This is a genomic window from Actinoplanes sp. NPDC026670 (assembly GCF_040638175.1).
Lineage (GTDB): Bacteria > Actinomycetota > Actinomycetes > Mycobacteriales > Micromonosporaceae > Actinoplanes.
This window is the reverse complement of sequence record NZ_JBEZXU010000007.1, coordinates 88,542-103,252: the sequence shown is the minus strand read 5'-3', so window position 1 is coordinate 103,252 and position 14,711 is coordinate 88,542. Positions and strand designations below refer to the sequence as shown.

General features: G+C 70.3%; 13 protein-coding genes. 7 read left to right on the top strand and 6 right to left on the bottom strand.

Annotation, left to right across the window (positions count from 1 at the left end):
* Nucleotides 1-63 precede the first annotated feature (63 nt).
* Genes AB0E94_RS09355 through AB0E94_RS09340 form a run of 4 tightly spaced genes read right to left on the bottom strand, consistent with a single transcriptional unit; the run spans nt 64 to nt 5,063 of the window.
* Nucleotides 64-828 (bottom strand): 3-oxoacyl-ACP reductase, encoded by a 765-nt coding sequence (locus AB0E94_RS09355; RefSeq protein WP_360324316.1) that lies wholly within the window; start codon nt 826-828, stop codon nt 64-66.
* Nucleotides 829-2,190: an aldehyde dehydrogenase family protein gene (locus AB0E94_RS09350; RefSeq protein WP_360324314.1), complete on the bottom strand. Its 1,362-nt coding sequence runs from the start codon at nt 2,188-2,190 to the stop codon at nt 829-831. It abuts the gene before it with no gap.
* Between the two features lie 16 nt (nt 2,191-2,206).
* Nucleotides 2,207-3,553, bottom strand: coding sequence for a glutamine synthetase family protein (locus AB0E94_RS09345; RefSeq protein WP_360324312.1), 1,347 nt, complete (start codon nt 3,551-3,553; stop codon nt 2,207-2,209).
* 13 nt (nt 3,554-3,566) lie between these two features.
* On the bottom strand, nt 3,567-5,063 hold the full coding sequence (locus AB0E94_RS09340) for an amino acid permease (protein WP_360324310.1): 1,497 nt from the start codon (nt 5,061-5,063) through the stop codon (nt 3,567-3,569).
* A gap of 588 nt (nt 5,064-5,651) precedes the next feature.
* On the opposite strand from AB0E94_RS09340, the gene AB0E94_RS09335 reads away from it, so the two are divergent.
* The 6 genes from AB0E94_RS09335 to AB0E94_RS09310 all read left to right on the top strand — a co-directional run bounded on the left by AB0E94_RS09335 (nt 5,652) and on the right by AB0E94_RS09310 (nt 10,994).
* Nucleotides 5,652-5,978: a MerR family transcriptional regulator gene (locus AB0E94_RS09335; RefSeq protein WP_360324308.1), complete on the top strand. Its 327-nt coding sequence runs from the start codon at nt 5,652-5,654 to the stop codon at nt 5,976-5,978.
* 33 nt (nt 5,979-6,011) lie between these two features.
* Nucleotides 6,012-7,256 carry a sensor histidine kinase gene (locus AB0E94_RS09330; RefSeq protein ID WP_360324306.1) on the top strand — a complete coding sequence of 415 codons (1,245 nt, stop codon included), beginning with the start codon at nt 6,012-6,014 and terminating at the stop codon, nt 7,254-7,256.
* Nucleotides 7,253-7,897, top strand: a complete 645-nt coding sequence (locus tag AB0E94_RS09325) for a response regulator transcription factor (protein WP_360324304.1) — start codon at nt 7,253-7,255, stop codon at nt 7,895-7,897. Before AB0E94_RS09330 ends, AB0E94_RS09325 begins: the two co-directional genes overlap by 4 nt.
* 68 nt (nt 7,898-7,965) lie before the next feature.
* Nucleotides 7,966-8,859, top strand: coding sequence for an ATP-binding cassette domain-containing protein (locus AB0E94_RS09320; RefSeq protein WP_360324302.1), 894 nt, complete (start codon nt 7,966-7,968; stop codon nt 8,857-8,859).
* Nucleotides 8,856-9,923: an ABC transporter permease gene (locus tag AB0E94_RS09315; RefSeq protein ID WP_360324300.1), complete on the top strand. Its 1,068-nt coding sequence runs from the start codon at nt 8,856-8,858 to the stop codon at nt 9,921-9,923. Before AB0E94_RS09320 ends, AB0E94_RS09315 begins: the two co-directional genes overlap by 4 nt.
* 108 nt (nt 9,924-10,031) lie before the next feature.
* The gene (locus tag AB0E94_RS09310; RefSeq protein WP_360324555.1) at nt 10,032-10,994 is read left to right on the top strand and encodes an LLM class F420-dependent oxidoreductase; all 963 of its coding nucleotides are present in this window, start codon (nt 10,032-10,034) and stop codon (nt 10,992-10,994) included.
* A 2-nt stretch (nt 10,995-10,996) separates the two neighbouring features.
* Here the strand turns inward: AB0E94_RS09310 and AB0E94_RS09305 are convergent, their stop codons facing one another.
* Nucleotides 10,997-12,979 (bottom strand): PAS domain S-box protein, encoded by a 1,983-nt coding sequence (locus AB0E94_RS09305; protein ID WP_360324298.1) that lies wholly within the window; start codon nt 12,977-12,979, stop codon nt 10,997-10,999.
* Nucleotides 12,980-13,125: 146 nt separating this feature from the next.
* Nucleotides 13,126-13,734 carry a PadR family transcriptional regulator gene (locus AB0E94_RS09300; RefSeq protein WP_360324296.1) on the bottom strand — a complete coding sequence of 203 codons (609 nt, stop codon included), beginning with the start codon at nt 13,732-13,734 and terminating at the stop codon, nt 13,126-13,128.
* 123 nt (nt 13,735-13,857) lie between these two features.
* Between AB0E94_RS09300 and AB0E94_RS09295 the strand changes: the two genes are divergently transcribed.
* Nucleotides 13,858-14,697, top strand: coding sequence for a GNAT family N-acetyltransferase (locus AB0E94_RS09295; RefSeq protein WP_360324294.1), 840 nt, complete (start codon nt 13,858-13,860; stop codon nt 14,695-14,697).
* The last annotated feature ends 14 nt before the right edge of the window (nt 14,698-14,711 follow it).

Below are 14,711 nucleotides of genomic sequence, written 5' to 3'. Positions count from 1 at the left end.
CCCTTGCACCTTGTTGAGCTGGTGTTTGGGGTCTCCATCCCCACCGTAGCGGGTCGGCAAACCTCACAGCGGAGTTACGTACGCTCCGGTGATACCGCCGTCGACGACGAACTGCGAGGCCGTCATGAACGACGCGTCGTCACTCGCCAGGAAAGCGACCGCGGCGGCGATCTCGTCCGGTTCGGCGAATCGGCCCATCGGGACGTGCACCAGCCGGCGGGCGGCTCGTTCCGGGTCCTTGGCGAAGAGCTCCATCAGCAGCGGGGTGGCGACCGGGCCGGGGCAGAGCGCGTTGATCCGGATGCCCTCGCGGGCGAACTGCACACCCAGCTCCCGGGTCATCGCCAGCACGCCGCCCTTGCTCGCGGTGTAGGCGATCTGCGAGGTGGCCGCGCCGAGCAGGGCGACGAACGACGCGGTGTTGATGATCGAGCCCTTGCCCTGTCGCTGCATGTGCGGGATCGCGTACTTGCAGCAGAAGAACACGCTGGTGGTGTTGACCTTGAGGACGCGCTCCCACGCGTCCAGGCCGGTGACCAGGATCGAGTCGTCGTCCGGCGGCGAGATGCCGGCGTTGTTGAAGGCGATGTCGACCCGCCCGTGCCGCTCCGCGACGCCGTCGAAGAGGGCCTTGACCTGCTCCTCGTCGCTGACGTCACAGGCTACGAACTCGCCGCCGACCTCCTCGGCGACCGCCTTGCCCGCTTTGTCAGAGATATCGACACAAACCACGAAAGCACCCTCAGCGGCGAACCGCCGGGCGGTGGCCAGCCCGATCCCACTGCCGGCGCCGGTGATCACGGCGACCCGGTCCTGCAAACGCTCCACTTAATCTCCCGTAGCCAGGAACACGTTCTTCACGTCGGTGAAGGACAGCAATGCGTCCGGGCCGAGCTCACGCCCGAGGCCGGACTGTTTCATGCCACCGAACGGCGTCCAGTAGCGCACCGAGGAGTTGCTGTTGACGCTCAGCGCGCCGGTCTCGACCGCCCGGGAGACGCGCAGCGCCCGGGCCACGTCCCGGGTCCAGATCGAGCCGGACAGCCCGTACTCGGTGTCGTTGGCGAGCTCGATCGCCTCGGCCTCGTCCCGGAACGGCAGCACGCTGACCACCGGCCCGAAGATCTCCTCCCGCCAGTGCCGGTCTTCTCTGGACGAGGCCAGCAGCACGGTCGGCGGGAACCACCAGCCTGCCTCCGCGGGGGTGGACCCCTGGAAGGCCAGGTCCGCGCCGTCCAGGTAGGACGAGACAGCACTGCGCTGACCGGCGGAGATCAGCGGCCCCATCTCCGACAGATCACTGGCCGGGTCCAAGACCCGGAAATCCCGGACGGCCGTCTCGAACAGCGCCAGGAACTTGTCGTACACCGAGGCCTCGACGAGGATCCGGGACCGCGCGCAGCAGTCCTGGCCCGCGTTGTCGAAGACCGCGCCCGGCGCCGCGGCCGCCGCCACCGCGAGATCCGAGTCCGCGAAGATGATGTTGGCGCTCTTGCCGCCCAGTTCCAGGGTCACCCGTTTCACCTGGTCGGCGCAGCCCGCCATGATCGACTTGCCGACCTCGGTGGACCCGGTGAAACAGACCTTGCGGACCGCCGGGTGGGTGACGAACCGCTGCCCCACGATCGAGCCCTTGCCCGGCAGCACCTGGAACACGCCCTCCGGCAGGCCGGCCTCCAGGGCCAGCTCGCCGAGCCGGATCGCGGTCAGCGGGGTCAGCTCGGCCGGCTTGAGCACCACCGTGTTGCCGGCCGCCAGCGCCGGCGCGAAACCCCAGCCGGCGATCGGCATCGGGAAGTTCCACGGCACGATGATCCCGACCACGCCGAGCGGCTCGTGGAAGGTCACGTCGACACCGCCGGCCACCGGGATCTGCCGCCCGGACAGCCGCTCCGGCGCGCCCGCGTAGTAGTTCAGCACGTCCCGGACGTTGCCGGCCTCCCACCGGGCGTTGCCGATGGTGTGACCCGCGTTGCGTACCTCAAGTTGTGCCAGCTCTTCGAGGTTTTCCTCGACCACCGTCGCGAAGCGCCGCAGAAGCCGGGCCCGGTCCCCGGGCGACACCTGCCGCCACTCACCGAAGGCTTTCCGGGCACGGTCGATGGCGGCATCGGTTTCTTCAAGACCCAGCGACGGTACGGTCGTGAAGACCTCGCCCGTCGAGGGGTTGATCACATCTGTAGTCCCCACGCCAAGATCCTCACACTCAGAGGCGCTCGAATCCACGGCGCAACTCCCAGTCGGTCACCGCCGCGTCGTAGGCCGCCAGCTCCACCCGCCCCATGTTCGCGTAGTGGGCCACCACGTCCGCCCCGAACGCGGTTTCCGCCACCGAACTCCCCTCCCAGAGTGAGGTGGCCTCGCGCAGCGTCCCGGGCACCCGGCCGGCCGTCTCGTCCTGGTAGGCGTTGCCGGCGAACTCGTCCTCCAGGGACAGCCCGTTCTCGATGCCGTGCAGCGCGCCGGCGACCAGGGCGGCGATCGCCAGGTAGGGGTTGACGTCCCCGCCGGGCACCCGGTTCTCCACTCGCATGCCCTGGCCGTGCCCGGCGATCCGCAGCGCGCAGGTCCGGTTGTCGACGCCCCAGCGCAGCGCGGTCGGCGCGAACGAGCCCGGCTGGTACCGCTTGTACGAGTTGATGTTCGGCGCGAAGAGCAGGCTGAACTCGCGCATGGTGGCGAGCAGCCCGGCCAGCACCCGCTGGCCGGTCTCGCTGAGGTGGGCGGGCCCGTCGCCGAGCATCGCGGACTTCCCGTCCGGGCCGCGCAGCGAGAAGTGGATGTGGCAGGAGTTGCCCTCGCGCTCGTTGGGCTTGGCCATGAAGGTCAGCGCCATGCCCTCCTGGGCGGCGATCTCCTTCGCCCCGTTCTTGTAGATCACGTGATTGTCGGCGCTGGTCAGCGCGTCGGCGTAGCGGAAGGCGATCTCGTGCTGGCCGAAGTTGCACTCGCCCTTGGCGCTCTCCGGGATCAGGCCGGCGCCGTACATCTCGTTGCGGATCCGGCGCAGCAGCGGCTCGACCCGGGCGGTGCCGAGCAGCGAGTAGTCCACGTTGTACTGGTTGGCCGGCGTCAGCCCGCGGTAGTTCTTGCTGAACGCCTGCTCGTAGCTGTCCTTGTAGAGCACGAACTCCAGTTCGGTCCCGGCGTACGCGGTCAGCCCGTGCGCCGCCAGCCGGTCGAGCTGGCGGCGCAGGATCTGCCGGGGTGACGCGAGCACCGGCTGCCCGGCGGTGTCGAGCAGGTCGGCGAGGACCAGCGCGGTGCCGGGCTGCCACGGGACCCGGCGCAGCGTGCTGAAGTCGGGCTTCATCACGAAGTCGCCGTACCCGGTGGACCAGGAGGACATCTCGTACCCGTCGACGGTGTTCATGTCCACGTCGACCGCGAGCAGGTAGTTGCATCCCTCGCTGCCGCCGGAGACCACCTCGTCCAGGAAGTACCGCCCGTGCAGCCGCTTGCCCTGCAACCGGCCCTGCATGTCGGTCAGGGCCAGCAGGACGGTGTCGATGCTGCCGTTGTCGACGGAGACGTCGAGTTCCTCGAGATCCATGTGTTCAGTCCTATCAGTCGACGGACTCGCCGTGGGCGGCCTTCTCCAGGAGGTTCTGCTTCGGCCCGGTGAACCACTTCCGGGCCGACGCGAACCACCAGATGGTCGCGGCGCCGAGCACCACCGCCACCGCGACGATCGTGTAGTTGAAGGTCTCCGCGTTGATCGGGCTGCCCGGCGGCAGCACGAAGAGCACGCAGATGATCCCCACCCAGACGATCGCGATCCAGCCGATCGGCGCGCTCCACCTGCCGAGGTTCCACGGGCCGGGCTCGAACTCCGGGTTGAGCCGGCGCAGCAGGACCGGGCCGACGTAGGCGATGTAGAGGCCGATCACCGCGATCGAGGTGGCGGCGAAGTAGGCCACCGTGTTCCAGAGCGACGGCAGCACCAGGATCGTGGAGAGGGTCACGCACAGCCAGATCGAGTTGGTCGGCGTACCCGTGCGGGGATTGACCTTCTTCCAGATCCGCGACCCGGGGATCGCGTCGTCACGGGCGAAGGCGTAGGACATCCGGGAGTTGGCGGTGACCGACGCCATCCCGCAGAACCACTGCGCGACCATGCAGATGAAGAGCAGGAACACGCCGAGGTCGTGGCCGACCGCGTCGATGAAGATCTGCGCCGGCGGCAGGCCGAGCTCGGTGCCGAGCGCGCCCTCGTAGTCCTGGATGGACCAGGTGATCGCGACCAGCAGCACGAAACCGGCGATCACCGAGACCACCACCGACATCACGATGCCGCGGGGCGCCGCGTTGGCCGCGTCGTGGGTCTCCTCGGCGACATGCGCCGAGGCGTCGTAGCCGGTGTACGTGTACTGCGCCATCAGCAGGCCCATGAGGACCGCGTAGACGCCCGCCCCGGCGAAGGTGAACCCGGTCGCGTTGTAGACCTCGGTGAACACCTCGGAGATGGGTTTGTGCTGGTCGGGGACGACCGCCAGGACGCCGACGATCACCGCGACGCCGACCAGGTGCCACCAGGCGCTGACGTCGGAGAGCACCCGCACCAGGTTCACGCCGAAGGTGTTCAGCAGGCCGTGGACGATGATGATGACCAGGAAGATCAGGAAGGTCGAGGTCGCCGTCACCTCCAGCCCGAAGGTGAGGCTGAGGAAGGCCGCCGTGGTGATCGCCGCGCCGAAGTCGATGGCCGCGGTGACCGCGACCTCGCCGAGGAAGTTGAACCAGCCGATGAACCAGGCCCAGGCCGGTTTGTTCTTCTTGGCCAGCGCGGCGGCCCACCAGTAGAGCGCGCCCGCGGTCGGATAGGCCGAGCAGACCTCGGCCATGGCCAGCGCCACGAAGGTGACCATGATGCCGACGAACAGCCAGCCCAGGGTGATCGCGACCGGGCCGCCGGCCTTCATGGCGATGCCGTACGAGGTGATCGCCCCGGCCAGGATGGAGATGATCGAGAACGAGACGGCGAAGTTGGAGAAGCCGGAGAGCCGGCGATGGAGTTCCTGTTTGTAGCCGAGTTGGGCGAGTCTTTCCTCGTCGGTGCTCATCTGGGGTGCCCCCTGCTCGAGAGAGACTGTGACCTGAGCCACTACTGCGGTCATGATCGCTCCGCCGTGTTACGGCAGTCAATGCACAGGGTTAATTGCGTTGCCGCGTCCGGCCCCTGGAGCGATCCTTGATGAGAGCGATCCCTCGGCCGGGATCCGCTGTGGACACCTCTCCGCCGATGGCGGTGCGGGGCGCGGTCACCTCTCTCTTCGTCAGCGCCCGCCCCGTACCGCCATCGCATTGATGAAAGTGTTTTCGCAGCTCGGCAGGCCTTTCACCGAAAAAATCTACAGCGGCGACACTAGAAATTTCTCGGTTGGCGGCCTACATTTGGTGTGTCGGTCACGGCCGACAAGCAACTGGCACAGTCGCTGAGTTGGAGGAGGAGGACGAGATACCGCAGCAACGCGTAATCACGACGTCCCCGGCCCGACAAGAGGTGATCGCAGCCGATGCCCATCACTCCGGTCGACTGCTAGCGGCACGCAGCCGGTCGACCACATGCGCCGGCAGAGTCCGGCAACAGAATTGAAAAGCCAGGGCCCCGGTTACCCGCCGGGGCCCTGGACTATGGCTGGATAGACACCGTGGATCGCGACAGCCCGGTGTTCAGCATGGGCCGCGCCGCCGAGACGATCGGTGTGACGCAGGCCTTTCTCCGTAGTCTCGACGAGGCCGGCCTGATCGAACCGGAGCGTTCGGCCGGCGGCCACCGCCGCTACTCCCGTCACCAGCTCGACCTGGCGGCCCGCGTCCGGATGCTGCTCGACCAGGGATTCCTGCTCGGCGCCGCCTGCCGGATCGTCACCCTCGAGGACCGCCTCGAAGCCGCCCACCGGCACATTCGCGAGCTCGGCGGCACGATCACCCCCGACCAGGACGCGAGCATCCCCACACAGACCCGGCGCGATTGAGCCGTCCTTGCCGATCCGTGGCATGGTCTGGCCATGCCATCGGTGAATCTCGACGACTGGGTACGGCCCGGCCCGACCGCGAAACAGCGGCGCACCGACGTGTGGATCGGTCTGGCCGTCGCCGCCGTCGCCGTGGCCAACCTCTTCCTCTCCCGCAACATCAGCACCGTGCAGGCCGACCAGGTCGCCTCCCTGCCCGAGCAGATCGCCTGGGTGCTGGCCATCACCCTGCCGCTGACGCTGCGCCGGGCGTACCCCGACGTGGTCGCCGTTCTCATCGGCGCCGCCTTCATCGGCGCGCAGGTCCGCGGCTCGCTGGAGCAGCAGGTCACCACGGGCGCGCTGTTCGCGGCGATCTACGCGCTCGGCGCCTGGGGGCGTAACCGGGAACGGGCCCGGATCCTGCGGCTGGTGATCATCGGCGCGATGTTCGCCTGGATCGTCTTCGTCTTCGTGTTCTTCGCCGGCCAGTTCGGCGGCCACGCCGACAAGGCCTCGCTGGCGTTCAACTGGTTCGTGGTCAACTCGGCGTTCTTCGCGTTCGGCTACCTGATGGGCGACGCCGCCTGGCAGCACGTCCGGCGCAGTCACGCCCTGGAGGAGCAGGCCGCCGAGCTGCGGGCCACTCAGGAGCTCGCCGCCGAGCGGGCCGTCCTCGGCGAACGCGTCCGGATCGCCCGGGAGCTGCACGACGTGGTCGCCCACCACGTGTCGGTGATGGGCATCCAGGCGTCCGCGTGCCGGCGCGCCCTGGACAAGGACCCGGCCCGGGCCCGGACCGCCCTCACCGCGATCGAGGAGGGCGCCCGGACCGCGGTCGACGAACTGCGCCGGATGCTCGGCGCGCTCCGGGCGACCTCCGCCGCCGCCACCGAGGCGGTGGTGCCGAACGCCGGCATCGAACGGCTCGAGGAGATCACCGACCGGGCCCGCGAGGCCGGGCTGACCGTCCGGTACGCGGTCTACGGCGACCCGGTGCCGCTGCCCGAGTCGCTGTCCCAGGCCGTCTACCGGATCGTGCAGGAGGCGGTGACCAACACCCTCAAGCACGCGCACGCACGGGTCCTCGACGTCCGGGTCCGCTACCTCAGCGGCGAGCTCGAACTCGACGTCACCGACGACGGCCGGGGTGGCTCCCCGTCCAGCGGCGGGATGGGCCTGGTCGGCATGCGGGAACGGGTGGCGGTGCACGACGGGGCCCTGGAGAACGGGCCGCACCCGGACGGCGGCTACCGGGTGCGGGCGCGGTTTCCGTACCCGGCGGCGGTGACGCTGTGACCGTCTCCGTGCTGCTCGCCGACGACCACCAGCTGGTCCGGATCGGGTTCCGGGTCATCCTCGAGATGGAGGACGACATCACCGTCGTCGGCGAGGCCGCCGACGGCGCCCAGGCAGTCGAGATGGCCCTGCGGCTGCGACCCGACGTGGTTCTGATGGATGTCGAGATGCCCGGTGTGGACGGTCTGGAGGCGACCCGGCGGATCACCGCCGAGGGCGGCCCGTCGGTGCTGATCCTGACCACCTTCGACCGCGACGACTACCTGTTCGCCGCGCTGCGCGCCGGCGCGAGCGGCTTCCTGCTCAAGAACGGCACACCAGAGGCCCTGACCGAGGCGGTACGGGTGATCGCCGCCGGAGAGGCGCTGCTGGCCCCAGCCGTGACCAGGCGCGTCATCTCCACGTTCACCACACCTGACGCCGCCGGGGTACGCCTGGACCAGCTGACCCCGCGTGAGCACGAGGTGCTGGTCCTGCTCGCCGGCGGCGCCACCAACGCGGAGATCGCGGCCACCCTGCGCCTCGGCGAGACGACGGTGAAGACACACGTCAGCCGGGTGCTCATGAAGATCGGCGCCCGGGACCGTACCCAGGCCGTGGTGCTGGCCTACGAGCTGGGCGTGGTCCGCCCCGGCGGCTGAGGGTCCTTCTGGAGGATGACGTCGCGCGCCGGACGACAGCCCATCGACGGTGATCTAGCGTCAAGGTCATGACAACAGTCCTGAACGTGGAGGCCGTGAACCGGTCCTTCGGGGAGCGGCAGGTCCTCAAGGACGTGTCGTTCACGGTGGACTCGGGCCGGCTCACCGGTTTCGTCGGCGCGAACGGCGCCGGCAAGACCACCACCATGCGCATCATCCTCGGGGTGCTCGCCGCCGACACCGGATCGGTGACCTGGCGCGGCAGGCCGATCAGCAAGAACGACCGGCAGCTGTTCGGTTACATGCCCGAGGAGCGCGGGCTGTACCCGAAGATGACCGTCGGCGAGCAGGTCGTCTACCTGGGCCGGCTGCACGGGCTGAGCGCCGCCGACGCCAGGCGCCGCACCACCGCCCTGCTGGAGCGCCTGGAGCTGGCCGAGCGCGCCGGCGACCCGGTGGAGAAGCTGTCGCTCGGCAACCAGCAGCGGGCCCAGATCGCCGCGGCCCTGGTGCACGACCCGGAGCTGCTGGTCCTGGACGAGCCGTTCTCCGGCCTCGACCCGATCGCGGTGGAGACCGTGCTGGCCGTGCTCCGCGAGCGGGCCCGTACCGGCGCCGCCGTCCTCTTCTCCAGCCACCAGCTCGAACTGGTCGAGCGCCTCTGCGACGACCTGGTGATCATCGCGGACGGCACGGTCCGTGCCTCCGGCTCCCGGGCCGGGCTGCGTGAGCAGCACGCGCTGCCCCGCTACCGGATCGAAGTGGACGGTGACGCCGGCTGGATCCGCGACGAGCCGGGCGTGACGCTGCTCGAACTGGACGGCGCGCAGGCCGTCTTCGACCTGACCGACGGCGCCGACGAGCAGGCGGTGCTCCGGTCCGCGCTGGGCCGTGGCCCGGTCCGCTCCTTCGGCCCGGTCCGCCCCTCGCTCGCCGAGATCTTCCGAGAGGTGATCCAGTGACCACCCTGCAGGCCGCCCAGCTGGTCTTCGGGCGCGAGATCCGCGCCAAGCTCCGGGACAAGGCGTTCATCTTCAGCACCGTGTCGTTCCTGGTCGTCCTGATCGCGTCGATCGCCATCCCGGCCATGCTCAACAGCGGCCCGACCAAGGTGGCGGTGGTCGACAGCACGTACGCCGCTCCCCTGCGCGCGGTCCAGCTGGAGGTCCAGGAGGTCACCGATCCGGCCGAGGCCGAGCAGTTGCTGCGCGACGGCGAGGTGGAGGCCGTGGTGCTGCCCGGCCCCAAGGTCGTCGCCATGAGCGACGCGCCGAGCGAGGTGCTGAACGCTCTGAGCACCGTTCCGCCGGTCGAGCTGCTCGAGCCGCCCGCGTTCGACGAGTTCATCTCGATCTTCGTACCGCTGGCTCTGGCCATGCTCTGTTACATCACGTCCCTGCTGTTCGGCCTGCAGATCGCGCAGAGCGTGGTGGAGGAGAAGCAGACCCGGATCGTCGAGATCCTGGTCGCCACCATCCCGGCCAAGGCGCTGCTGGCCGGCAAGATCGCCGCGATGACGCTGCTGGCGTTCGCTCAGATCGCGTTGCTCTCGGTGATCGCGCTGATCGGCACGACGGTGGCCGACCTGGACGCCGGGGCGATCAGCGCCCTGCGGCCGGCGCTCGGCTGGTTCCTGCCGTTCTTCATCCTCGGCTTCGTCATGCTGGCCACGCTGTGGGCCGCGGTCGGCGCGCTGGCCGCCCGGCAGGAAGACCTGGGCAGCACCACCGGAACCGTGCAGATGGCGGTGCTCATCCCGTTCTTCGCGGTGCTCTTCCTGCGGGACAACGACACGGCCCTGACGGCGCTCTCCTACTTCCCGCTGTCCTCGCCGATGGCGATGCCGATCCGGATCTTCGAGAACACGGCGGCCGCCTGGGAGCCGTTCGTGGCGCTCGGGGTGCTGGCCCTGAGCGCGGCCGGGATGCTCGCGATCGGCGCCCGGATCTACCACGGCTCGCTGCTGCGGACCAACGGCAAGACGTCGTTCGCGACCGCGTGGCGGACCCGGAGCACGGTGGGCTGAGCCGGGCGGTGCGGGATGTCCCGGTGGGATATCCCGCACCTCGGCTGAAGTGTTGGACATCACGCCGATCAGCCCGGCAGGATCGAGGTCATGTCGATGCGATGGGGCATGACCGTGCCGTTCGGTGGTGTGCCGCTCTCCGGGCACGCCGCCGTCTTCTCCGCTCTGGCCGACGCGGGCTTCACCGACGCCTGGTCGGCCGAGGTGAACGGCACCGACGGTTTCACGCCGTTGACGCTCGCCGCCGCCTGGGAGCCCCGGCTGCGTCTCGGCACCGCCATCGCCCCGGCCTTCACGCGTGGCCCCGGCCTGCTGGCGATGACCGCCGCCGCACTGGCCGAGGCCGCGCCGGGGCGGTTCCAGCTCGGCATCGGCGCGTCCTCGCCGGTGGTCGTCGGCGACTGGAACGCGGTGGACTTCGAGCGGCCGTTCGCCCGCAGCCGGGACGTTCTCCGGTTCGTCCGGTCGGCTCTCGCCGGTGAGCTGGTCGACGGCGACTTCGACACGTTCTCGGTGCGCCGGTTCCGGTTGGAGCGCCCGCCGGCGACGCCGCCGGGGATCCTGCTGGCCGCGCTGCGTCCGGGCATGCTGCGGCTGGCCGCCGCCGAGGCGGACGGCGTGATCCTCAACTGGCTGTCGGCGGCCGACGTGACCACAGCCCTGGCCGAGACCAAGGAGGCCGGCGCGGGCTTCGACGTGGCCGCCCGGATCTTCGTGGTCCCGACCGAGGACGCCGGCTACGCCCGTACCATCGGCCGTCGCATGATCACCGCCTACCTCACGGTTCCGGCCTACGCGGCCTTCCACCGCTGGCTCGGCCGGGAGGAGCTGCTCGCCCCGATGTGGCAGGCCTGGCAGTCGGGTGACCGCAAGGGCGCCCTGGCCGCGATCCCGGATTCGCTGGTCGACGAGCTGATCGTGCACGGTTCCCCGGCCGAGTGCCGGTCCCGGGTCCAGGCCTACGCCGACGCGGGCGTGACCGTCCCGGTGATGGCGCTGACCCCGACACCCGAGTTGGAGCGCGGCGGCCTGCCCGCCCTCCTCGACCTGATCGCCGCCCTGGGCCGCTGACGTCAGGCGTTGTCCAGCGCCTCGCGCAGGCGTTCCAGCAGCTCGGGCTGGGTGAACGGCTTGGTGATCAGGATGGTGTTGGGTTCCAGGGTGCCCTCGCCGGTGATGAACGGCTGGGCGTACCCGGACATGAAGACGACGGGCAGGCCGGGCCGGGTCTCACGGACGTGCTCGGCAAGCTGACGGCCGTGCATGTGCGGCATCACCACGTCGGTGAGCAGCAGGTCGATGTGCTGGGCCGCATCCTGGACGATCTTGAGAGCTTCCGGGCCGCCGCCCGCGCTGAGCACGTGGTACCCGTTGCGGGTCAGGATGCGCTCGGTGACGGCGCGCAGGGCCTCCTCGTCCTCGACGATCAGGATCGTCTCTCCGCCGCGCTGCAACTGGGTGGGGCCGGCCGGCGCGCTGGCCGCGGCCGGCAGCTCCTGGGTGACCGGCAGCAGGGCGGTGACGACGGTGCCGGCGCCGACCGTGGAGTGCAGGGCCGCGTGGCCACCGGCCTGGGTGATGATGCCGTAGACGGTGGCCAGCCCGAGCCCGGTCCCCTCGCCGGGCGCCTTCGTGGTGAAGAACGGCTCGAAGACGCGTTCCAGCACGTCGGGCGGTATCCCGGTGCCGGTGTCGGCGACCCGCAGGCGCACGTAGCGGCCGGGCGGCGCGGGCGGCCGGATCCCGGCGGCCTCGTCGGCGGCGAGATCCTGGTTGCCGGTGTGGACGGTGAGCGTGCCGCCGCCGGGCATCGCGTCACGGGCGTTGACGGCGAGGTTGACCAGGACCTGTTCGATCTGCCCGGGGTCGGCGAGGACCGGCCACAGCCGCGGCTCCAGGTCGGCGTGCAGTTGGATGTGCTCGCCGAGAGTCCGTAGCAGGAGCTGCTCCACCTCGCGGATCACCACGTTGAGGTCGAGGACCCGGGGCCGGACCACCTCGCGCCGGCCGAACGCGAGCAGCTGGTGGGTGAGCTCGGTGGCCCGGCGGCCGGCCCGCAGCACCTGCTGGAGGTCGCGGGACGCCTGCGGCCAGGCGCTGCCCGGGTCGGCGTCGGCCGCCTCCTGGATCTGCTCGGCGACGAAGCTGGCGTAGTTGAGCATCACCGCGAGCAGGTTGTTGAAGTCGTGGGCGACGCCGCCGGCCAGCTGCCCCAGGCTTTCCAGACGCTGGGACTGCTGGAGCTGGGTCTCCAGGCGTTCCCGTTCGGCGGCCGCGGCGAGGCGTTCCCCTTCGGCCTCCAGCCGCTGCCGTTCGGCCTGGGCCTCGATGCGCTCGCTGACGTCGCGGATGGCGGCCGAGACGATCAGGCCGTCCTCGGTCTCCAGCGCGGAGAGGCTGATCTCGGCCGGGAACTCGGAGCCGTCACGGCGGCGGGCGCGCAGGGCGGTGCCGGAGCCCATCGGCCGCGGGCGGGGGTCGGTGAAGTAGCGGTGCCGCAGGTCCGGATGCCGGGCCCTGGCCGACTCGGGGACGAGCGTCTCGATCGGCTTGCCGAGCAGTTCGCTGCGCTGGTACCCGAACAGCCGCTCGGCCTGGGCGTTGACCAGGGTGATCCGGCCGTCGGCGGCGACACCGACGATGGCGTCCGGCGCGGCCTCCAGCAGGCCCTGGAACTTCAGCTCCCGACGGACCCGGTCGCTGACGTCACGGACCGCGGCGACGACCATGCCGCCGGACTCCAGGGCGGAGAGGGAGATCTCGGCGGGAAACTCGCTGCCGTCCCGCCGCCGGGCGGCGAGCGGGACACCGGCGCCCATCGGGCGGGGACGAAGATCACGGAGGTACGCGAGACGATGCCCCGGATGACGGCCGCGGAATCGTTCCGGAACCAGGAGTTCGATGGTCTGCCCGAGCAGCTCGGCCCGTTCGTAGCCGAACATCCGGACGGTCTGCGCGTTGACGACGGCTATCCGGCCGTCCCGGTCGACCGCGATGATCGCGTCGGGCGCGGCCTCCAGCAGCCCGATCACCACGGCGTCGGAGGGCTCGCTCAAACCGCACCTCGTCCCGTTCGCCGCCTGCATCGTCAGCACCATCGAGGGTAGGGCCCGGCGGACCCTCTGGTGCGGGGTTTACCCAGGTCACGGCGAAGGGGGCACGCCCCGGCGAACCGGAACGTGCCCCCTTCGTCCAGGGCGTTTCACTCGCTTTCGGCGAGGATCGCGTAGAGCTTGCGCTTCGTCTCGTTGAGCACCTCCAGCGCCTTCTGGCGCTGGTCGGCGGTGCCGTTGAAGCCGACCTGCTTGAGCGCGCCCATGATGCCGACCGCCGCGTCGCGGAAGTCCTGCACCTGGGACATGGTGTCGGCGCCGATCTGGGACCACGGCGGGTTCTCCGCGGCGGCCTCGGCCTCGGGCCGGCCGTCCTCGGTGAGCCGGTAGCTCTTGCGGCCGCCCTCGGCGGTGACCTCGATCAGGCCCTCGTCCTCGAGCAGCTGGAGGGTCGGGTAGACCGACCCCGGGCTGGGCCGCCAGATCCCGCCGGTGCGGGCGTCGAGCTCCTGGATCATCTCGTAGCCGTGCATCGGCCGCTCGAGCAGGAGCGCGAGGATCGCGGGCCGGACGTTCTGCCGCCCGCCGCGACCGCCTCGCCGTGGACCCCGGCCGAACTCGGGCGGGGGGAATCCGGGCCCGCCCGGGCCGCCGGGGCCACCGAAGGGGAATCCGGGCGGAAAGCCGAAACCGCGCCTGCGGAACTCGCCGTGCCACCCGTGTCCACCGTGTCCGCGCTCGCCATGCATGTGCCTCATGACCTTCTCCGTTCTGTCGTCGATAGTTAGACGATATATCGGCAATGTGTCGTCGGCAAGGGTTTCTGGGATCGCGGGGTTGCGACACGTGTCGAAGCGCCACCATCTGGCAATCTGGTACCTGTGTTGACGGTGCCCATTCGCCAGCTCGGCGAGCCCGAGCGCGCGGCCGTCGAGCGGATCCTCGACGCCGACCCCTACGCGGGCGCCCAGATCGCGGAGCGCGTGGCCGCACACGGGCTGAACTGGTGGCGCTCCGACGGGCGCATCTACGGCTATGAGCCGCGCCGCCAGATCGAGTCGATCATCTGGTCCGGCGCGCACCTGGTGCCGGTCGGCGCGACCCCACCGGCGACCGCGGCCTTCGCCGATCTGCTCGGCGCCGAGCCACGGATCTGCTCGTCGATCATCGGCCGCTCGGAGGCGGTGCTGGACCTGTGGGACCGGCTCGGTGGCAATTGGGGGCCGGCCCGTGACGTACGGCCGCACCAGCCCCTGCTGGTCACCGACCGGGACGCGGCGGTCCGCCCGGATCCGGCGGTCCGGCTGGTCCGCGCCGGCGAGGTCGACCAGCTCTTCCCGGCCGCCGTGGCGATGTACACCGAGGAGGTCGGGGTCTCGCCGATGCAGGACGACAACGGGCGCGGCTACCGGCGGCGGATCGCCGAGCTGGTGAAGGCGAAACGGGCGTATGCCAGGTTCGAGGGCGACACGGTGGTCTTCAAGGCCGAGCTGGCGATCGTCACCCGGCGGACCACCCAGGTGCAGGGCGTCTGGGTCCACCCGGACCATCGGGGCCGCGGCCTGGGCACGGCGGCGATGGCCGCGGTGGTGGCCGACGCGCTACGCCGGGTCGCGCCGACGGTCAGCCTCTACGTGAACGACTACAACACCTCAGCCCGACGGGTGTACGCCAACTGCGGCTTCGTCTCAGCCGGCAGCTTCGCCACGGTTCTCTTCTGAAACGAAAGAAGGGC

Coding starts and splice junctions, on each gene's coding strand:
- AB0E94_RS09300 (WP_360324296.1), bottom strand. CDS start 13,734: ATGAGGCACATGCATGGCGAGCGCGGACACGGTGGACACGGGTGGCAC.
- AB0E94_RS09310 (WP_360324555.1), top strand. CDS start 10,032: ATGACCGTGCCGTTCGGTGGTGTGCCGCTCTCCGGGCACGCCGCCGTC.
- AB0E94_RS09340 (WP_360324310.1), bottom strand. CDS start 5,063: ATGAGCACCGACGAGGAAAGACTCGCCCAACTCGGCTACAAACAGGAA.
- AB0E94_RS09330 (WP_360324306.1), top strand. CDS start 6,012: ATGCCATCGGTGAATCTCGACGACTGGGTACGGCCCGGCCCGACCGCG.
- AB0E94_RS09345 (WP_360324312.1), bottom strand. CDS start 3,553: ATGGATCTCGAGGAACTCGACGTCTCCGTCGACAACGGCAGCATCGAC.
- AB0E94_RS09320 (WP_360324302.1), top strand. CDS start 7,966: ATGACAACAGTCCTGAACGTGGAGGCCGTGAACCGGTCCTTCGGGGAG.